This is a genomic window from Streptomyces sp. NPDC006739, from assembly GCF_042869815.1.
In the GTDB taxonomy this organism is placed as follows: domain Bacteria; phylum Actinomycetota; class Actinomycetes; order Streptomycetales; family Streptomycetaceae; genus Streptomyces.
Genome location: NZ_JBIAGM010000009.1, coordinates 219,758 through 237,673 on the forward strand (window position 1 = coordinate 219,758; position 17,916 = coordinate 237,673).

Here is a 17,916-nt window from a genome sequence, read left to right on the forward strand (position 1 = left end):
GGCCTGGTCGCGGGGTGCGGTCCGGGTGGCGGACGGCAGCCCGGTGGGGTGGCCGGACGTGAGACCCTGTGGTGCATGAGCGAGCAGTCCCCCCGAGCCGCGGCCCCGGCCGACCAGTACGTCCTCACCCTCGCCTGCCCGGACAAGCAGGGCATCGTGCACGCCGTGTCGAGCTACCTGTTCATGACGGGCTGCAACATCGAGGACAGCCAGCAGTTCGGCGACCACGACACGGGGCTGTTCTTCATGCGCGTCCACTTCTCGGCGGACGCCTCGGTGACCGTGGACAAGCTGCGGGCGAGCTTCGCGGCGATCGGTGACTCCTTCCAGATGGACTGGCAGATCAACCGGGCCGACGACAAGATGCGCATCGTGCTGATGGTCAGCAAGTTCGGGCACTGCCTGAACGACCTGCTGTTCCGGTCGAGCATCGGGGCGCTGCCGGTGGAGATCGCGGCGGTGGTCTCCAACCACACGGACTTCGCCGAGCTGGTGGGCTCGTACAACATCCCCTTCCACCACATCCCGGTGACGAAGGACACCAAGGCCCAGGCGGAGGCGCGGCTGCTGGACCTGGTGCGCGAGCAGAACGTCGAGCTGGTCGTGCTGGCCCGCTACATGCAGGTCCTCTCCGACGACCTGTGCAAGCAGCTCAGCGGGCGGATCATCAACATCCACCACTCCTTCCTGCCGAGCTTCAAGGGCGCCAAGCCGTACCACCAGGCGCACGCCCGTGGGGTGAAGCTGATCGGGGCGACGGCGCACTACGTGACCGCCGACCTCGACGAGGGTCCGATCATCGAGCAGGAGGTCGAGCGGGTCGGGCACGGCGTGACCCCGGACCAGCTGGTGGCGATCGGCCGCGACGTGGAGTGCCAGGCGCTGGCGCGGGCCGTCAAGTGGCACGCGGAGCGCCGCATCCTGCTGAACGGGCGCCGCACGGTGGTCTTCGCGTAGGTCCCGGCCCCCTACATCCGGCTCAGGGACGCCGCCGCGAACAGGACGTCCCTGATCGCCTCCCGGTCCCCGACCTGACCGGCCGCGGCCTCCTGGGGAGAGACGTGCCCCGCGGCCAGGCGGCAGAACTCCACCCCGTCCAGGGCGATGTGGGCCACCTCGTGGTCGGCGGAGCCCACCGCGGCCGGTGAGTCCAGGGGGATCAGCCACTCCCCGCCGCCCAGGCCCTCGATCTCCAGCCGCAGGCTGCGGCCCGGCGCGCCCGCCACGGCCAGGTGCGGGGTGCGGCCGGGAGCGGACAACCCCGTGCGCCGCCGCACGGCCAGCACCTTCGGCAGCATCCGCGCCGCCAGGTCGATCATCCGGTTCAGATGCCGGGGCGCGGGCGGCTCGTACGGGTAGTCCACCGCGTCGGCGATGTCCTCCGCGTGCACCCAGCACTCGAAGGCCCGGTCGAGCAGGGCGTCCTGCAAGGGCAGTTCGAAGTCGCCGTACGACACCGTCCGGCGGCCCGCGCCGCCGCCCGTGAAGGACACGGTCCGCACGAGGTGGTGGGTCTGCTCCCGCCAGGGCGCCCGCACCGAGCGGTTCGGCGGGAAGTGGGAGGCCCGCCAGTACGCCTCGGTGCGCGCGGCCGGTCCGACCGGGATGTCCCCGGACCCCTCCACCGCCTCGGCCAGCGGGTCGTCCAGGCCCAGCGCCACCGCGACCAGCCCGTCGACCGACAGCAGGTGCGCGATCACCCCGGCCACGGTCGTACGACGGCTCGTCGCCGCGTCGGCCGCGAACCACCGCAGCCGCACGGGCGCGTGCCACTCGGAGTCCCCTATGTCCTGCAGCAGCGCGTCCAGCCGCGCGGCCTCGGCGTCGTAGGGGGCCGCCCAGCCGGGCACCGGGATGCTCGGCGGCCGGCGCTCCAGGCAGCTCTCCAGGACGCGGGTGCGCAGCGCCGGGTCGAGGTCGAGGCTCTCGGACTGGTGCAGCAGGCCGACCGCCTCGCGCAGCCGCAGCGCCTCGTCGGCGCACGCGCCGCAGGTGCCGAGGTGCTCCTCGACGGCCGCCGTCTCCGCCGCCGAGCAGGCGGCCAGCGCCCACGCCCCGAGCAGGGCTCTCAGCACGTCGTGCGGCAGCTCCAGCGGCACCGGGGCGGTGGCCGCCGGTTCGGTCGGTTCCGGCAGCGGGCGCCCGGTGTCCTCGACGGAGACACGCGGCATCGGTATGCGCGGCCGCCGGCCGTGGCCGGGTCCGTCGCCCTCACCACCGGGACGATCACCGCCACCGCCACCGCCACTGTCGGCGCCACCGGCACCGTCACGGTCGGCGTCAGCGGCGCCCGGGTCGCCGTAGGCCTCGTTGGCCCCCGTCCCCTCGGAATCCTCCCACTGCTCCCACTCGTCCGGTTTGTCGGGCTCGTCGTGTGCCTCGAAGCGCCCCGCCCCGCTCACACCGCACCTCCGTATCCCGGTGGTGTCCCCGCGTCGTGGGCGGTGGACAGCAGTTGCAGACCGAGGCGGAGCCGGCGGCGGGCCTCGTCCTCGGTGACGCCGAGGTCGGCGGCGGTCTGGCGGTAGTCGCGGCGCTGGAAGTAGGCCAGTTCGAGGGCGGCGCGCAGCGGGGCCGGCATGGAGTGGACGATGTAGTCCGCGCGGGCGGCGACGGAGGCGTGCCGCACCTTGCGCTCCAGGGCCTCCCTGAAGTCCTCCGGGAACTCCTCGGCGGTCTCGCTCCCGCCCCGGGTGAGCGCGGCGGTCTCCTCGGTGCGCAGCCGCTGCACGGCGAGCCGGTGGGTCAGGGCGGCGACCCAGGAGCGCAGGGGGCCCTGCCGGGGGTCGTAGGCGTCGGGGTGTTCCCAGACGTGGGCGAAGACATCGCGGGTGATGCCGTCGGCGGCGCGCTCATCTCCGAGCACGCGGTGAGCAAGACCGTGCACGAGCGAAGCGAACCGGTCATACAGCTCGCCGAGGGCAGCGGCTTCGCCACGCGCGAGTCGCTGCTGCATCCTGCGGTCCCAGCGGGGCGGTACGTCCTTCTTCGCCATGCGGCCCCCTCCCCGTGTCCGTATCCATGCCCGTGCCCGTGTCCAGCGTGTATCCACCGTCTCCTCGAATGTAGTCGGCACGTCGGCAGGCGCACGCCCCTTTGTGGCAATGTGCGCCCCCTGGCGGGCCGCAGGTGGTAGGGGGCCTGTCCCGGTGTCTCGCCTCCCTGCCCTGCGCCGATGTCACGTCACGGTCTGATCGAACAGGATCGGGAGTGACTGAAACAAGCCCTTTGTCGATCGGCCGTCGTTTGTCGCCCCGTGTTTCAGGGAACCGCCGCTGGGCAGCCGCGCGGAAAGAAGCGTAGGAACTGCTTCCGCTTCCAGCGGGGCTCGGGTGGTTCCGGGAGATCCGGCGAGCGGAGGGCATGGCCGTGGCATTCAAGGTGACCGGCGTCGAAGAGGGCCAGTGGGCCGTGCTCAGCGTGTCCGGGGAACTCGATCTCGTGACCTCCCCGGTGCTGCGCCAGCGGGTGCACGACGTGGTGGCCGAGGGGCATCACGGTCTGGTCCTGGACCTGTCCGACGTCTTCTTCTGCGACTCCAGCGGCGTCGGCGTCCTGATCGCCGCGCGCCGGCTGATCCGCTCCTGTCAGGGCAGTCTGCGGCTGATCCTCCCGCAGCAGGGCGCGCAGGACGGTTCGCACGTCAACCGGGTGCTCGGCGCCCTCGGCGTACGACGGCTGTTCGACATACACGACGACCTCGCCTCCGCCGTGTCCGAGGAGTCGCCCCCGCTGTCGGCCTGACTCCTCGGCACGGGTGCCGTTTCCCGCGCCACTCGGCGGCCACCCGCGTCGTACGCTCCTTTCCGGAGGATTCCGACGTCACGGAAGGCGGTCCGAGAAGACATGGTCAGCAGCGAGTACGAACGCAGGATCGCGGCCCGGTTCGCCAGCTTCGACCAGGACGGCAGCGGTTGCATCGACCGCGAGGACTTCAGCGCGGCGGCCAAGGCGGTGCTCGCCGAGTTCGGCGTTCCCGCCCGCTCCGACAAGGGGCAGGCCCTGTACGCCGGAGCGGAGGCGTTCTGGCAGGGCATGGCGGGGATGGCGGACCGGGACGGCGACCAGCGCATCACCCGTGAGGAGTTCGTCAACGGCGCGGTCAAGCGGCTGCGGGACAACCCGGAACGGTTCGCGGAGATCGCCCGGCCCTTCCTGCACGCGGCGCTGGCCGTGGCGGACGCCGACGCGGACGGGCGGGCGACGGTGGCCGACACCGCGCGCGTGCTCAGGGTGTTCCACGTGCCCGAGGAGGTCGCCCGCACGGCCGCCGCCGCGCTCGACACCGACGGCGACGACCGGATCGGCGAGGCGGAGATCGTCCCGGCGCTGGCCCGCTACTTCACCGTCCCCGAGTAGTCCCCGGGTGTCCCCGAGTAGCGTTCGCGCAGTCGGTACTTGAGGACCTTGCGCAGGGTGTCGTTGCGCGGCAGCGCGTCCACGACTTCCAGCCGTTCCGGCAGCTTGTGCACGGACAGCCCCTGTCCGCGCAGGTACGAGGTCATCGCCTCCAGGGTCAACTCCCCGCCGTCCGGCGGCCGTTCCACCACCGCGCACACCAGTTCCCCGCGCGCCGCGTCCGGCAGGCCGATCACCGCCACGTCCCCGACGGCCGGGTGGGCGGCGAGCAGGTCCTCGATCTCCTTCGCCGAGATGTTCTCGCCCTTGCGGATGATCACGTCCTTGAGCCGCCCGGTGAGCACCAGATGCCCCGAACCGGTCAGCCGCCCGAGGTCCCCGGTGCGCAGGAACCCCTCCGCGTCGAAGGCCGCCGCCGTCTGCGCCGGGTCGAGATAGCCCTGGCAGACGGCCTCCCCGCGCAGCCGCACCTCCCCGTCCACGATCCGTATCTCCATGCCCTCGGGCGGCCGTCCCTCGGTGGTCGCCAGGTTCTCGGCCGTGTCGTCCGGACACCCCATGGTGATCATCGGCACCTCGGTCATGCCGTACCCGTGGGTGAGCTGCACGCCCATCTCGCGCACGACGGCGTGGTAGACCTCCGGCGGCTTCGGCGCCCCGCCGCCCGCCAGCAGCCGGAGCGAGGGGATGACCGGGACCCCCGGCTGTCTGCGCTGCTCGGCCAGGAACATCGCGTAGAACGCCGTGGACCCGCCGGCCACCGTCACACCGTGCGCGCGGTACCCCGCCAGCGCGTCCGGCAGCGCGAACTGCTCGAACATCACCGCGGGGAAGCCGTAGAGCAGCAGCATCACCGTGTAGTCGGGCCCGGCTATGTGCGCGTACGGGAAGGCCATCGAGCCCACGTCGTCCTCGGTGAGCTTCAGGGCGTGGGCGAGGCAGGAGCCGCCCGCGATCAGGGAACGGTCCGTGTGCAGGACGCCCTTGGGGTCGGAGGTGGTGCCCGAGGTCCAGTAGATCCAGCGCACCGAGGTGCCCTCGGCGGGCGGGGCGGGGAGCACCGCGGGGTCGCCGTCGGGCAGGTCGTCGTACGCCTCGAAGATCCCCTTCGCGTGGAGCCGCCGGGCCATCCGGGTGTGGTCGAAGCCCCGCCAGGTCCCGGGCACCGCGAAGAACTCCGCCTTCGACTCCCGCAGCGCGAAACCGACCTCACGGTCCCGGTAGAAGGGGATGACCGGGGACTGTACGGCGCCCAGCCGGGCCAGCGCGAAGGAGAGCAGGGCGGTCTCGATCCGGGTGGGCAGCTGCCAGGCGACGACCGTGCCGGGCCGTACGCCCATGTCGTACAGGCCGGCCGCCACCCGCTCGGCACGCGCGCGCAGGGCGCCGAAGCTCAGGGAGCGGTCGTCCTGGAGGAGGACGGGGCGGTCGGGGGTGAGGTCGGCGCGGCGGGCGACCAGGTCCCACAGGGTGCGGGAGCGGCTCAGGGAGTGCGCGGTCTCGTTCACGGGTGCCCCCTGCTTGGCTGACGACTCGTCAGGTAACATGCTATCTGACGATCCATCAGATTGAGCCTGTCAGATGAACGCCGTCCGGCGGAGGGGACCATGGCGACCGAACTGCCCCGCATCATCAGCGTCGACGACCACGTGATCGAGCCCGCGCACCTCTTCGACACCTGGCTGCCCGAGAAGTACCGCGACCGCGGCCCCCAGGCCCTCACCGCGGGCATCGGCGAACTCGCCTACATCGGCGGCAAGTACCGGATCACGATGGACCCGGACGGCCCGCCGACGGACTGGTGGATCTACGAGGACCTGAAGTTCCCGTACAAGCGCAACATCGCCGCCGTCGGCTTCGACCGCGACGAGATGACCCTGGAGGGGATCACCCGGGAGCAGATGCGCCGGGGGTGCTGGGACCCCAAGGCGCGCCTGGAGGACATGGACCTCAACCACGTCGAGGCGTCCCTGTGCTTCCCCTCCTTCCCGCGCTTTTGCGGTCAGACCTTCGCCGAGGCGCATGACAAGGAGGTCGCGCTGGCCTGTGTGCGCGCCTACAACGACTGGATGGTGGAGGAGTGGTGCGGCGACAGCGGCGGCCGGCTGATCCCGCTGTGCCTGATCCCGCTGTGGGACGTCGGACTTGCGGTCGCGGAGATCCGGCGCAACGCCGCGCGCGGGGTCCGCGCGGTGACCTTCTCCGAGATCCCCACCCACCTCGGCCTGCCCTCGATCCACTCCGGCTACTGGGACCCCTTCTTCGCCGTCTGCCAGGAGACCGGGACGGTCGTCAACATGCACATCGGGTCGTCGTCCCAGATGCCGGCCGCCTCGCCCGACGCGCCTCCCGCCGTACAGGCCTCGCTGAGCTTCAACAACGCCATGGCCTCGATGATGGACTTCCTCTTCAGCGGGGTCCTGGTGAAGTTCCCGACCCTCAAACTGGCCTACTCCGAGGGGCAGATGGGCTGGGTGCCGTACGCCCTGGAGCGCGCCGACGACGTGTGGGCGGAGCACCGCGCCTGGGGCGGGGTCAGGGACCTGGTCCCCGAGCCGCCGTCGACGTACTACTACCGGCAGATCTTCTGCTGCTTCTTCCGCGACAAGCACGGGGTCGCCTCGCTGGACGCCGTGGGCCGGGACAACGCCACCTTCGAGACCGACTACCCGCACGTCGACTCGACCTTCCCGCACACCAAGGAGGTCGCCCTCGACCATGTGAAGGGCCTCGACGACGAGACGGTCCACAAGCTGATGCGCGGCAACGCGATCCGCATGCTCGGCCTGGACCTCGACCGCTGATGGACCTCTCCTGCACACCGGAGGAGGAGGAGTTCCGGGCCCGGCTGCGCGAGTGGCTGGCCGAGGTGCTGCCGACACTGCCGCCGAAGCCGTCGCCGGACGACTGGCCCGCGCGCCGGGCGTACGACCTCGGCTGGCAGCGGATGCTCTACGACGCCGGGTACGCCGACGTCCACTGGGACGCCTCCCCGACCGTCCGGCTGATCTTCCTGGAGGAGACCGAGAAGGCGGGCGCCCCCTATGTGGGCGCGAACTTCGTCGGGCTGCTGCACGCCGGGCCGACCGTCGCCGCCGAGGGGACGGAGGGACAGCGGGCGCGCTGGCTGCCGCCGATCCTGCGCGGGGAGGAGGTCTGGTGCCAGGGGTTCAGCGAGCCGGACGCCGGCTCGGACCTCGCGGCGCTGCGCACGCGCGCGTGGCGGGACGGCGACCACTATGTGGTGAGCGGGTCCAAGATCTGGACCTCGCATGCCGAAGTCGCCGACTGGTGCGAGCTGTTGGTCCGCACCGACTCCTCGGCGCCGAAACACCGGGGCATCAGCTGGCTCGCCCTGCCGATGGACGCCCCGGGGGTGACCGTACGGCCGCTGCGGACCCTCGCCGGATCGGCCGAGTTCGCCGAGGTGTTCCTGGACGAGGTGCGGGTGCCGGTCGCGAACCGGGTCGGGGCGGAGAACGACGGCTGGCGCGTGACCATGGTGACGCTGTCCTTCGAGCGCGGCACCGCCTTCGTCGGAGAGGTCGTCGCCTGCCGCCGGGTGCTCGGCGAGGTCGCCCGCACGGCCCGGGACAACGGCCGCTGGGACGAGCCGGAGGTGCGCCGGCGCCTCGGCCGTCTGAACGCCGAGTTCCGCGCGCTGTGGCGGCTGACGCAGTGGAACGTGAGCGCGGCGGAGACGGCCGGAGGGGTGCCCGGCGTAGGGGGTTCGGTTTTCAAACTGAGGTATTCGCACGCGCGTCAGGAGCTGTACGACGCGGCGGCCGACGTCCTCGGCCCCGACTCCCTGGACCTCGGCCGTCCGTGGATGTCCGACCGGCTGTCGTCGCTGTCGTACACCATCGCCGCCGGCACCTCGCAGATCCAGCGGAACATCGTGGCCGAGCGGATCCTCGGCCTCCCGAAGGGGCGGTGACGTGCGTTTCCAACCGACCGAGGACCAGCTCGCGTTGCGCGACGGCGTCCGGGGGCTGCTGGCGCGCCGTTTCGACGGCGGGGCGCTGCGGGCAGCCGTGGCCGCGCCCGGTCTCGACCGGGCGCTGTGGCGGGAACTGGGGGAGGCGGGGTTCTTCGCGCTGCGGCTGCCCGAGGCGGACGGCGGGGTCGGACTCGGGCTGCCGGAGACGGTGTTGGCCTTCGAGGAGGCCGGCCGGGCGCTGCTGCCCGGACCGCTGGCGGCCACGCATCTCGCGGCGGCGACCGTGCCCGGCGCGGCCACCGGGGAGACGGTCGTGACCGGCGTCGACGGCGGCGGACTCGTGGAGTGGCTCATGGAGGCGGACGTCGTCGTCGGGGACGCCTCCGGGGCCCTGCCGCTGCGGTCGGTGGACCCGCTGACGCCGCTGCACCGGGCACCGGCGGCCGGGGCGGGAACGGGAGCGGGTGCCGATCCCGTCGCCGTGCTCCTGACGGCCGCCGAACAACTGGGCACGGCCGCACGCACCTGCGAACTGGCGGTGCAACACGCCCGGACCCGCGAGCAGTTCGGGCAGCCGATCGGGGCCTTCCAGGCGGTCAAGCACCTGTGCGCTCAGATGCTGGTACGGACGGAGGCGGCGCGGGCCGCGGTCTACGCGGCGGCCGTGACCGCCGACGCGGTGGACATCGCGGCGGCCCGGCTGCTCGCCGACGAGGCCGCCGTGCGCGGCGCCCGCGACTGCCTCCAGGTGCACGGCGGGATGGGCTTCACCTGGGAGGCAGAGGTGCATCTGCATCTGAAGCGAACGTGGGTGCGAGCCCAGCGTGGCGGTGCCGCTACGGAGCGTGAGGAGCTGCTCGCCGCCGATCTGCTCGCCTGAACGGCCGGTCGGCGCCCTGGTCTGCGCAATCGGCGATCGGGGCGGCGGGGGTGTCGCGGATCGTGGCATGCCGGAATTACTCAGCGTCGATATCGGGTTGTGTCCTCGGCATGACTCGTCACGGCCCGGAGTTGGGCGGCCCCTCCGGTACCTTGTGTGGGATGCGAGTGGTTCCGAGCCAGAGCCATGCCGGTGGTGCCCCAGGGGCAGCTCCGCATCCGGCGGTGCGCGCCGCTGCTCGCAGGGCGGTAAGGGCTTGTGCCCCCGCCTGTTCGACTCCCCGCAGCGAGCGTCGCACAGTATGCCGCACGCGTACTCCTTCGCGCTGGAATATGCCCGAAGCGCTTGTTGGGGTGACTGTACGTCAACCATGCTGTCTCGTAAGGGAATCACGTTCCGTGACCCTTGCTGTGGCCGTTGTTCTGGCCATGCAGGAAATGGCTACGATCGTGGCCCTCGCCATGTTGCCCGTCGCGGGTCTCCTCGCGGCGTGCGTGTGGCGTGGGGTCATGTGTCCGCCGGTTCGGATGGTGTGAGCGGTGCAGGTGCTTCAAGTGCAGCTGGAGATCCGGCCCGACCCCGCGGAGGTGGGGCGGGCCAGAAGGTGGGCGCGCTCGCGGCTCGCCGGGTCCGGGATAGCGGCCGACGAGTCGTTGGCCGAGACCCTGATCCTGCTCGTCTCCGAGCTGGTCACCAACGCCGTGGTGCACACCGGCTGCCCGGCCGTGCTGCGCCTCTCCCTGCCCGGTGCGGCGGTCGAGTCGGCCACCGTCCGCCTGGAGGTGGCCGACACCAGCACGCGCGCGCCGGTGCCGAGGTGCGCCGACGACGACGCGACCGGCGGCCGGGGCCTGGCGCTCGTCGACGGACTCGCCGACCGCTGGGGCTGGACCCGCGAGGGTGCCGGCAAGCGCATCTGGTGCGAACTCGACCGGTGCGGACGGCCCCGCGAGAGCGCGGCGGTGGCGTACGGAGGCGGTCTGTCCGCGTACGAGGGTCTGGCCTTCGAGGCGGTGTAGCACCTCCGTGCCCGCGGTGCGCCGGGGGTGCCTCCGTGCGCTCCCATGGCAAATGGTGCGTAAGTGCTAAATCCCCGCATGGGTGTTGACGGCTTGTGACCGTTTGATCACGCTTGAAGGCAGCGATTCGCCGCGAGGGGACGACGAGGGCTCAGGGTGACGAGGGCCCTCGTCGAGTGTGGGTCGGACCGGACGGCGGCGTGCGGAACCGTGCTCGGGGCGGGCCGCCGCGCGCCGCCGACCGGATCTCCCCTCACAGCGGGGCCGTCTCCCCTCACAGCACGGCCACCGGCGCCACCGGAGCGCCGGTCGCCCCGACGAACGGCTCGGGTGTCGCGGAGAGCCAGAACGCGTACCGCCGCTCTTCTCCACAGGCTGTGGACAACTCCTCGAGATTCCAGTTCTGGCCCTGGAGCATTCCCATCTCCACCAGGTCCAGGGCGTGCACGGGCAGCCAGAGGTCCTCGATCTCCGGCGGAAAGATCTCGAAGGTGAGCGTGTCGTTCGCCACCGCCGCCACATCGCGCGCGCGGAACCACTCGGGGCAGCGCACCGACAGGCCCGGCGACGGATAGCCGTACCCGTGCTTGTCCCCGGCCAGGTACACCTGCACCTGCCCGGTGCGGACGAGCACGATGTCACCGGCCCGGACCCGGACGCCGCCGAACTCCTCGGCCGCCTCCAGGTCCTCCGGCGTCACCGCGTACCCGCCCGCCAGCCGGTGCACGCCACGCGCGCGTGCCACGTCCAGGAGCACCCCGCGCGAGACGATGTGCCGCGCCTTGTCGATCCCGCCGAACTCGGCACCGGCGTGCGCGGTGACGGTGCCGGCGGGGCGGCCGTTGTACAGCTTCCCCGAGTGCGAGACGTGGGTGAGCGCGTCCCAGTGGGTGCCCGCCTGCAGCCCCATGGTCACCGCGTCGTCGCTGCACGCCACCGTGCCCGGACCGAACAGCTCCTGGTTGATCTGCACCATCGCGTGCAGCGGGTTGACCCGGCCGGGGATCATCCCGGTCTGCACGCCGTCCTCCTTCAGCGGCAGGGCGAGAGGGACCCGGCGGCCGGTACGGACGGTGGCCGCGGCCTCCCTGGCCACCTCGTCGGTGATCAGGTTCAGGGTGCCGATCTCGTCGTCGGCCCCCCAGCGGCCCCAGTTGTTCACCCGCTCGGCGAGGTCGAGGAACTCGGGATGGAGCGAGGGCAATGGCATTCGGCGCCTCCCCGGGGCTTGTGTCCGCGCATCCGACGCGCCATAAAATCTAACGGTCCGTCAGAAACTCCGGGAAGGGGCCGGGCGTGGGGAACTTCTTGGCAGGCAAGGCCGTCGCCGTGACGGGTGCCGGGCGCGGTATCGGCCGGGCCGTGGCCCTCGCGGCGGCGGCCGAGGGTGCCCGGGTCGTCGTCAACGACTACGGGGTCTCGGTCGACGGCGCGTCCCCGACGAGCGAGATCGCCGAGGGCGTCGTCAAGGAGATCGAGGCGGCGGGCGGTCAGGCCGTCGCGGTCGCCGACGACATCTCCACCATGGCGGGCGGCCGGCGGGTCGTGGAGACCGCGCTGGAGGCGTACGGGCGGCTCGACGGCGTCGTGTGCGTGGCCGGGATCCTGCGCGAGCGGATGCTGTTCAACATGTCCGAGGACGAGTGGGACCCGGTCCTCGCCACCCACCTCAAGGGCACGTTCACGGTGTTCCGGGCGGCCTCGGCGGTGATGCGGCAGCGGCGGACGGGCACGCTGATCGGCTTCACCAGCGGCAATCACCAGGGATCGGTCTCGCAGGCCAACTACAGCGCCGCCAAGGGCGGGATCATCTCGCTCGTCCGCAGCGCCGCCCTCGGGCTGCACAAGTACGGGGTGACCGCCAACGCGGTGGCGCCGGTCGCACGCACCCGGATGTCGGCGGGCGTGCCCATGGAACTGGCGGAGATCGGGGAGCCGGAGGACGTGGCCGCCCTGGTGGTCTACCTCCTCTCCGAGCGGGCCCGGGAGCAGGGCATCACCGGGCAGGTCTACACGATCGCCGGGCCGAAGCTCGCGGTGTGGGCGCAGCCCAGGGAACTGCGTGCCGCCTACGCCTCCGGCGGCTGGACTCCGGAGACGATCGCGGACTTCCTGCCCGGGACCGTGGGCGTGGATCCGATGCCGATGCTGGCCCAGCTGGAGCGGATGGAACGGGCGGCGCAGGACGGCCGTCGGCCGAACGCCTGACGGCCAGGGCGTGCTTCGAACGTAGCGTCGTCCGCCCGGAGGGCGCGGCGTCTGGTGCGGTGCATCGCAAGGCGGAGGGTCGCCCGCGTACTGGGCCTACTCGGGCGATCCCGGCAACGCGGCGTGGGGGTACCCCCGGCCGAAGGCTGGGGGAGTGCCGTGCCAGGCGTCGCGAGCCGGACGGGACTTTCGTAACACGCCCCAGGGGCTCGTGGGGTGGACGGATCGACCTGAGCGGTGTCAGAAGGAGACTCCTGTGGAGTTCGGGTTCACCGAGGAAGACGAGGAGTTCCGGGCCGAGGCCCGGGCATGGCTCGACGCGCGTGCCGACGCCGCCACCGATCGACGCACCTGGGAGCGAACCCTGGGCGCGGCCGGCTGGATCGGGCTCGGCTGGCCGGAGGCGGGTTACGGGAACCGCACGGCGACCCTCACCCAGCAGGTCGTCTGGGCCGAGGAATACGCCCGGTCGGTCGCCCCCGCCCGTTCCGGGCACATCGGGGAGAACCTCCTCGCACCCACCCTCATCGCGCACGGCAGCGACGACCAGAAGGCCCGCTTCCTGCCGCCGGTCGCCGCCGGTGAGGAACTGTGGTGCCAGGGGTACAGCGAGCCGGGGGCCGGCTCGGATCTGGCCGGGGTGCGTACCGGCGCCGTCCGCGAGGGGTCGTACTACCGGGTCAGCGGCCAGAAGATCTGGACCTCCCTCGCGCACGAGGCCGACTGGTGCTTCGTGCTCGCCCGGACCGCTCCCGGCTCCCGCCGGCACCACGGGCTGAGCTTCCTGCTCGTCCCCATGGACCAGCCGGGCCACATCGAGGTGCGTCCCATCCGGCAGCTGACCGGCACCAGCGACTTCAACGAGGTCTTCTTCGACGGGGCGCGCGCGCACGTCGAGCATGTCGTCGGCGGGGAGGGGCGCGGCTGGCAGGTGGCGATGAGCCTGCTCGGCTTCGAGCGGGGGGTCTCCACCCTGGCCCAGCAGATCGGCTTCGCCGAGGAACTGCGGCGGGTCGTGCGGACCGCCGTGGAGACCGGGGCGGTCCGGGACCCGGTCGTGCGTGACGGGCTGGTGCGCCAGTGGGCCGAGTTGCGCACCATGCGCTGGAACGCCCTGCGCACCCTCGGCGGTTCGGGCGACGCGGGCGCGCCCAGCGTCGCCAAGCTGCTGTGGGCGGGCTGGCACCAGCGGCTCGGGGAACTGGCCGTGCGGGTGCGGGGCGCCGCCGCGGCCGTCGGCCCGGCGGACTGGTCGCCCGGACGGCCGTACGAACTGGACGCCGCCCAGCACCTGTTCCTCTTCTCCCGGGCCGACACCATCTACGGCGGCTCGGACCAGGTCCAGCGCACGATCATCGCCGAGCGCGTGCTCGGCCTGCCGAGGGAGCCCAAGGGGGTCGTCTGATGCGCGGTGTGGTGTTCGACGGGAAGCGGGTCGAGGTCGTGGACGACCTCGCGGTACGGGATCCGGGGCCGGGTGAGGTGCTGGTGTCGATCTCGGCGGCCGGGCTGTGCCACAGCGACCTGTCCGTGGTGGACGGGACCATCCCCTTCCCGGTGCCCGTGGTGCTCGGCCACGAGGGTGCCGGGGTGGTGGAGGCGGTCGGCGCGGGCGTCTCGCACGTCGCGCCCGGGGACCATGTGGCCCTGTCCACCCTGGCCAACTGCGGGACCTGCGCGGACTGCGACCGGGGCCGGCCGACCATGTGCCGACAGGCGATCGGGCGGCCGGGCAAGCCCTTCACCCGGGGCGCCTCGCCGGTCCACCAGTTCGCCGCCAACTCCGCCTTCGCCGACCGCACGGTCGTCAAGGCCGTACAGGCGGTGCGGATCCCGAAGGACATCCCGCTGACCTCCGCCGCGCTGATCGGCTGCGGGGTGCTGACCGGGGTCGGGGCCGTGCTGAACCGGGCGCGGGTCGACCGGGGCGAGCGGGTGCTGGTCATCGGCACGGGCGGGATCGGGCTGAACGTCCTGCAGGGCGCGCGGCTCGCGGGCGCGCTGCGGATCGTGGCCGTGGACGCGAACCCGGCGAAGGAGGAGGTGGCCCGGCAGTTCGGCGCGACGGACTTCCTCACCTCCACGGAGGGCGTACGGGACCTGCTGCCGACCGGGGTGGACCACGCCTTCGAGTGCGTGGGCCGCGTCGAGCTGATCCGGCAGGCGATCGACCTCCTCGACCGGCACGGGCAGGCGATCCTGCTCGGGGTGCCGCCGGCCGGGGCGGAGGCGTCCTTCCCGGTGTCCTCCATGTACCTGGACAAGGCGATCCTCGGCTGCCGGTACGGCTCCTCGCGCCCCCAGCGGGACATCGCCCTGTACGCCGAGCTGTACCGCCAAGGACGCCTGATGCTGGACGAGTTGGTGACCGCGACCTACCCGGTGGAGGACTTCGAGAAGGCGCGCGCCGACGCGGAGGCGGGCCGGGTGGCCCGAGGGGTCCTCACCTTCTGACCCTCCTCTACCGGGCGTTCACGGCGTCGCTCCCGCACGGAAGGTGCGCCGGTAGGCGGTGGGCGTGACCCCGAGCGCCTGCTGCAGGTGCTGGCGCATCGACTGGGCCGTCCCGAAGCCGGCGTCCCGGGCCACCTGGTCGATCGACAGGTCGGTGGACTCCAGCAGGTGGCGGGCGCGTTCGACGCGCTGCCGGGTCAGCCACTGGCCGGGGCTCACCCCCGCCTCCTCGCGGAAGCGGCGGGTGAACGTACGCACCGACATGGCCTCCTGTTCGGCCATGTCCCGCAGCTGGATCGGCTCGTGCAGCCGGCCCAGGGCCCAGGCGCGGGCGGCGGTCGTGGTGGCCAGCTGCGGGTCCGGCACCGGGCGGTCGACGTACTGGGCCTGGCCGCCGTCGCGATGCGGCGGTACGACCGTGCGGCGGGCCACCTCGTTGGCGACGGCCGTGCCGTGGTCGCGGCGCACCATGTGCAGGCACAGGTCGATCCCGGCGGCCACCCCGGCCGAGGTCAGCACGTCGCCGTCGTCGATGAACAGCACGTCCGCGTCCACCCTGATCCTCGGGAACAGGCGCTGGAAGTGCTCGGCCTCGGCCCAGTGCGTGGTCGCGGGGCGGCCGTCGAGGTATCCGGCGGCGGCGAGGACGTACACGCCGGTGCAGATGGAGGCGAGCCGGGTGCCGGGGCGGATGTGCGCGAGGGCGGCGGCCAGCTCGTCCGTCAGCCGGCCCTCCTCGAAGACGGGGCCGAGTTCGTAGGACGCCGGGACCACCACCGTGTCGGCCGTGGCCAGGGCCTCGGGACCGTGCGCGATCTGCACGGCGAAGTCGGCGTCGGTCTCCACCGGTCCCGGCGGGCGCGCCGAGCAGGTCACCACCTCGTACAGATGCCGTCCCGCGCCGTCCTTGGGGCGCCCGAAGATCCGGTGCGGGATGCCCAGTTCGAAGGGGAGCAGGCCGTCCAGGGCGAGCACGACGACGCGGTGCGGACGGAAGCCGGGGCGAGCGGTCATGGCCCGATCCTAGCGAACGCTGTCCTTCAGGCCACTCGATGGCCGGGGCCGGACACCGCAGGCTCTAGGACGTGACCCAGATGAGAGAAGCCGAAGCGCCGGTACGCGGGGCGAAGCCCACCGACGGCCCCCGCGTCCACCGAGCCTGGTTCGTCGCCGTCGTCACCTTCGTCACGATCATCGGCGCCGCCGCCTTCCGTTCCCTGCCCGGTCTGCTCATCGACCCGTTGAACCATGAATTCGGCTGGTCGCGCGGCACGATCGGCGCGGCCGTCTCCGTCAACCTCGCGCTCTACGGCCTCACCGCGCCGTTCGCCGCCGCGCTGATGGACCGCTTCGGCATCCGCCGGGTGGTCGCCGTGGCGCTCACCGTGATCGCGGTCGGCTCGGGCCTCACCGTGTGGATGACGGCACCCTGGCAGCTCATGCTCTGCTGGGGACTGCTGGTCGGCCTCGGCTCCGGCTCGATGGCGCTGGCCTTCGCCGCCACGGTCACCAACCGCTGGTTCACCGAGCGCCGAGGCCTGGTCAGCGGCATCCTCACCGCCGCCTCCGCCTCCGGCCAGCTGGTCTTCCTGCCGCTGCTGTCCTGGATGATCACCCGCTACGACTGGCGCCCGGCGGCGGTGACGGTGGCGCTCGCGGCGCTGGCCGTCGTCCCCTTCGTCTGGCTGCTGCTGCGCGACCACCCGGCGGACGTGGGACTGAAGCCGTACGGCGCGACCGACTTCGTACCGAAGCCGCCTGCCGCCCGGGGCGCCGCCCGGCGTGCCGTGACGGTCCTGCTGTCGGCGGTCCGCACCGGACCCTTCTGGCTGCTGGCCGGCACCTTCGCGATCTGCGGCGCCACCACCAACGGCCTCGTCCAGACCCACTTCGTACCGGCCGCCCACGACCACGGCATGCCGGTCACGGCGGCGGCCTCGCTGCTCGCGGTCGTCGGCGTGTTCGACGTCGTCGGCACGATCGCCTCCGGCTGGTTCACGGACCGCTTCGAACCGCGCCGGCTGCTGGCGGTGTACTACGCGCTGCGGGGCATGTCCCTGCTCTTCCTGCCCATGCTGCTGGCACCGTCCGTGCACCCGCCGATGGTCTTCTTCATCGTCTTCTACGGCCTCGACTGGGTCGCCACCGTCCCGCCCACGCTCGCCCTGTGCCGTGAGCGGTACGGCGACGACAGCGCCATCGTCTTCGGCTGGGTCCTCGCCTCCCACCAGGTCGGCGCGGCCCTCGTCGCCTACCTCGGCGGCGTGGCGCGGGACGTCTTCGGGTCGTACGACGTCGTCTGGTACGCCTCCGGGGCGCTGTGCGCGGCGGCGGCCCTGATGGCCCTGGTGATCCGCCGCACCCGGCCGGCGGGAGTCACCGTGCCGGCGACGGCCTGAGGGGGCGCTCGGGTGTCAGCCGTCCCCGAGGCCGGCGAACCGGCCCCGGTGGAACAGCAGCGGGCTCCCGGGGGCGCCCTCGGCCGTCCCCAGCGCGTCCACCCGCCCCACGACGATGAGGTGGTCCCCGCCGGTGTGCACCGCGTGGACCGCGCAGTCGATCCAGGCCACGGTGCCGGCCAGCCGGGGCGCGCCGGAGACGGGGGCCGCGTCGTACGACACCCCCGCGAACTTGTCCGCCCCGCTCACCGCGAAGGACCGGCACAGCTCGCCCTGCCCGGCGCCGAGGACGTTGACGCAGAAGACGCCGGCCCGGGCGATGCGCGGCCAGGTCGTCGACGTACGGCCCACCAGGAAGCAGACCAGGGGCGGGTCGAGGGAGAGGGAGGAGAACGACTGGCAGGCGAAACCGGCGGGGGACGCCGAGCCTTCGGCGGGGGGCGCCGTGATCACGGTCACCCCGGACGCGAAGTTCCCCAGCACGCGCCGGAACTCCGCCTGGTCCAGCGGTGCCCGCTCGTCCTCCCGGACGCACCGCAACTCCGGGCGCGGATGCGCCTCAACGGGCCCGGGGCCCGGTGCCGCCCCGAGGTAACGGACGGCGGCGGCCGCCGCCCCTGCGTGTCCCATCACGCTCCCCAGTGAAGCTGACGGCGC

At 72.6% G+C, this 17,916-nt stretch carries 17 protein-coding genes; 11 read left to right on the forward strand and 6 right to left on the reverse strand.

Annotated features, from left to right (window positions below; all coding sequences use genetic code 11):
* The first annotated feature begins 75 nt into the window (after positions 1-75).
* Positions 76-957, forward strand: a complete 882-nt coding sequence (gene purU, locus ACFYMM_RS20255; protein ID WP_388388346.1) for a formyltetrahydrofolate deformylase — start codon at positions 76-78, stop codon at positions 955-957.
* Positions 958-968: 11 nt separating this feature from the next.
* Here purU and ACFYMM_RS20260 read toward each other — a convergent pair whose 3' ends face one another.
* Positions 969-2,402: a zf-HC2 domain-containing protein gene (locus tag ACFYMM_RS20260; protein WP_388388348.1), complete on the reverse strand. Its 1,434-nt coding sequence runs from the start codon at positions 2,400-2,402 to the stop codon at positions 969-971.
* Entirely contained in the window at positions 2,399-2,995 is a 597-nt protein-coding gene (locus tag ACFYMM_RS20265) for a sigma-70 family RNA polymerase sigma factor (protein ID WP_388388350.1), read from the reverse strand. Before ACFYMM_RS20265 ends, ACFYMM_RS20260 begins: the two co-directional genes overlap by 4 nt.
* A 368-nt stretch (positions 2,996-3,363) precedes the next feature.
* Between ACFYMM_RS20265 and ACFYMM_RS20270 the strand changes: the two genes are divergently transcribed.
* Together ACFYMM_RS20270 and ACFYMM_RS20275 are read left to right on the forward strand one after the other, a co-directional pair.
* Positions 3,364-3,744: an STAS domain-containing protein gene (locus ACFYMM_RS20270; RefSeq protein ID WP_388388353.1), complete on the forward strand. Its 381-nt coding sequence runs from the start codon at positions 3,364-3,366 to the stop codon at positions 3,742-3,744.
* A gap of 102 nt (positions 3,745-3,846) precedes the next feature.
* Positions 3,847-4,359, forward strand: a complete 513-nt coding sequence (locus ACFYMM_RS20275; protein ID WP_388388355.1) for an EF-hand domain-containing protein — start codon at positions 3,847-3,849, stop codon at positions 4,357-4,359.
* Here the strand turns inward: ACFYMM_RS20275 and ACFYMM_RS20280 are convergent.
* Positions 4,338-5,867: a class I adenylate-forming enzyme family protein gene (locus tag ACFYMM_RS20280; protein WP_388388357.1), complete on the reverse strand. Its 1,530-nt coding sequence runs from the start codon at positions 5,865-5,867 to the stop codon at positions 4,338-4,340. The genes ACFYMM_RS20275 and ACFYMM_RS20280 overlap by 22 nt on opposite strands.
* A 99-nt stretch (positions 5,868-5,966) precedes the next feature.
* Here ACFYMM_RS20280 and ACFYMM_RS20285 point away from each other — a divergent pair, with 99 nt between their 5' ends.
* The 4 genes from ACFYMM_RS20285 (at position 5,967) to ACFYMM_RS20300 (ending at position 10,198) form a co-directional block, all read left to right on the forward strand.
* Positions 5,967-7,163 (forward strand): amidohydrolase family protein, encoded by a 1,197-nt coding sequence (locus ACFYMM_RS20285; protein ID WP_388388359.1) that lies wholly within the window; start codon positions 5,967-5,969, stop codon positions 7,161-7,163.
* Positions 7,163-8,296, forward strand: coding sequence for an acyl-CoA dehydrogenase family protein (locus ACFYMM_RS20290; protein ID WP_388388362.1), 1,134 nt, complete (start codon positions 7,163-7,165; stop codon positions 8,294-8,296). The genes ACFYMM_RS20285 and ACFYMM_RS20290 overlap by 1 nt, the downstream gene beginning before the upstream one ends.
* Before the next feature lies 1 nt (position 8,297).
* Positions 8,298-9,179 carry an acyl-CoA dehydrogenase family protein gene (locus ACFYMM_RS20295; RefSeq protein ID WP_388388364.1) on the forward strand — a complete coding sequence of 294 codons (882 nt, stop codon included), beginning with the start codon at positions 8,298-8,300 and terminating at the stop codon, positions 9,177-9,179.
* A 554-nt stretch (positions 9,180-9,733) separates the two neighbouring features.
* Entirely contained in the window at positions 9,734-10,198 is a 465-nt protein-coding gene (locus ACFYMM_RS20300; protein ID WP_388388544.1) for an ATP-binding protein, read from the forward strand.
* A gap of 274 nt (positions 10,199-10,472) precedes the next feature.
* Here ACFYMM_RS20300 and ACFYMM_RS20305 read toward each other — a convergent pair whose 3' ends face one another.
* Positions 10,473-11,408, reverse strand: a complete 936-nt coding sequence (locus ACFYMM_RS20305; RefSeq protein WP_388388366.1) for a cyclase family protein — start codon at positions 11,406-11,408, stop codon at positions 10,473-10,475.
* Positions 11,409-11,494: 86 nt separating this feature from the next.
* Here ACFYMM_RS20305 and ACFYMM_RS20310 point away from each other — a divergent pair, with 86 nt between their 5' ends.
* The 3 genes from ACFYMM_RS20310 (at position 11,495) to ACFYMM_RS20320 (ending at position 14,860) form a co-directional block, all read left to right on the forward strand.
* A complete protein-coding gene (locus ACFYMM_RS20310) occupies positions 11,495-12,406 on the forward strand; it encodes an SDR family NAD(P)-dependent oxidoreductase (RefSeq protein WP_388388368.1) in 912 nt (303 codons plus the stop codon).
* 256 nt (positions 12,407-12,662) lie between these two features.
* A complete protein-coding gene (locus tag ACFYMM_RS20315; RefSeq protein WP_388388370.1) occupies positions 12,663-13,811 on the forward strand; it encodes an acyl-CoA dehydrogenase family protein in 1,149 nt (382 codons plus the stop codon).
* The gene (locus ACFYMM_RS20320; protein ID WP_388388372.1) at positions 13,811-14,860 is read left to right on the forward strand and encodes a Zn-dependent alcohol dehydrogenase; all 1,050 of its coding nucleotides are present in this window, start codon (positions 13,811-13,813) and stop codon (positions 14,858-14,860) included. The genes ACFYMM_RS20315 and ACFYMM_RS20320 overlap by 1 nt, the downstream gene beginning before the upstream one ends.
* A gap of 18 nt (positions 14,861-14,878) precedes the next feature.
* On the opposite strand, the gene ACFYMM_RS20325 is transcribed toward ACFYMM_RS20320, so the two are convergent.
* Positions 14,879-15,874 (reverse strand): GlxA family transcriptional regulator, encoded by a 996-nt coding sequence (locus ACFYMM_RS20325; RefSeq protein ID WP_388388374.1) that lies wholly within the window; start codon positions 15,872-15,874, stop codon positions 14,879-14,881.
* 80 nt (positions 15,875-15,954) lie between these two features.
* On the opposite strand from ACFYMM_RS20325, the gene ACFYMM_RS20330 reads away from it, so the two are divergent.
* Positions 15,955-17,259 carry an MFS transporter gene (locus ACFYMM_RS20330; RefSeq protein WP_388388546.1) on the forward strand — a complete coding sequence of 435 codons (1,305 nt, stop codon included), beginning with the start codon at positions 15,955-15,957 and terminating at the stop codon, positions 17,257-17,259.
* A gap of 15 nt (positions 17,260-17,274) precedes the next feature.
* On the opposite strand, the gene ACFYMM_RS20335 is transcribed toward ACFYMM_RS20330, so the two are convergent.
* Positions 17,275-17,889 carry a flavin reductase family protein gene (locus ACFYMM_RS20335; protein ID WP_388388548.1) on the reverse strand — a complete coding sequence of 205 codons (615 nt, stop codon included), beginning with the start codon at positions 17,887-17,889 and terminating at the stop codon, positions 17,275-17,277.
* Positions 17,890-17,916: the final 27 nt, after the last annotated feature.

What these genes read in the sequence shown, in the direction of transcription:
- purU (WP_388388346.1), top strand. Translation starts at nt 76, where the DNA reads ATGAGCGAGCAGTCCCCCCGAGCCGCGGCCCCGGCCGACCAGTACGTC.
- ACFYMM_RS20265 (WP_388388350.1), bottom strand. Translation starts at nt 2,995, where the DNA reads ATGGCGAAGAAGGACGTACCGCCCCGCTGGGACCGCAGGATGCAGCAG.
- ACFYMM_RS20270 (WP_388388353.1), top strand. Translation starts at nt 3,364, where the DNA reads ATGGCCGTGGCATTCAAGGTGACCGGCGTCGAAGAGGGCCAGTGGGCC.
- ACFYMM_RS20275 (WP_388388355.1), top strand. Translation starts at nt 3,847, where the DNA reads ATGGTCAGCAGCGAGTACGAACGCAGGATCGCGGCCCGGTTCGCCAGC.
- ACFYMM_RS20285 (WP_388388359.1), top strand. Translation starts at nt 5,967, where the DNA reads ATGGCGACCGAACTGCCCCGCATCATCAGCGTCGACGACCACGTGATC.
- ACFYMM_RS20290 (WP_388388362.1), top strand. Translation starts at nt 7,163, where the DNA reads ATGGACCTCTCCTGCACACCGGAGGAGGAGGAGTTCCGGGCCCGGCTG.
- ACFYMM_RS20305 (WP_388388366.1), bottom strand. Translation starts at nt 11,408, where the DNA reads ATGCCATTGCCCTCGCTCCATCCCGAGTTCCTCGACCTCGCCGAGCGG.
- ACFYMM_RS20320 (WP_388388372.1), top strand. Translation starts at nt 13,811, where the DNA reads ATGCGCGGTGTGGTGTTCGACGGGAAGCGGGTCGAGGTCGTGGACGAC.
- ACFYMM_RS20325 (WP_388388374.1), bottom strand. Translation starts at nt 15,874, where the DNA reads ATGACCGCTCGCCCCGGCTTCCGTCCGCACCGCGTCGTCGTGCTCGCC.
- ACFYMM_RS20330 (WP_388388546.1), top strand. Translation starts at nt 15,955, where the DNA reads ATGAGAGAAGCCGAAGCGCCGGTACGCGGGGCGAAGCCCACCGACGGC.
- ACFYMM_RS20335 (WP_388388548.1), bottom strand. Translation starts at nt 17,889, where the DNA reads ATGGGACACGCAGGGGCGGCGGCCGCCGCCGTCCGTTACCTCGGGGCG.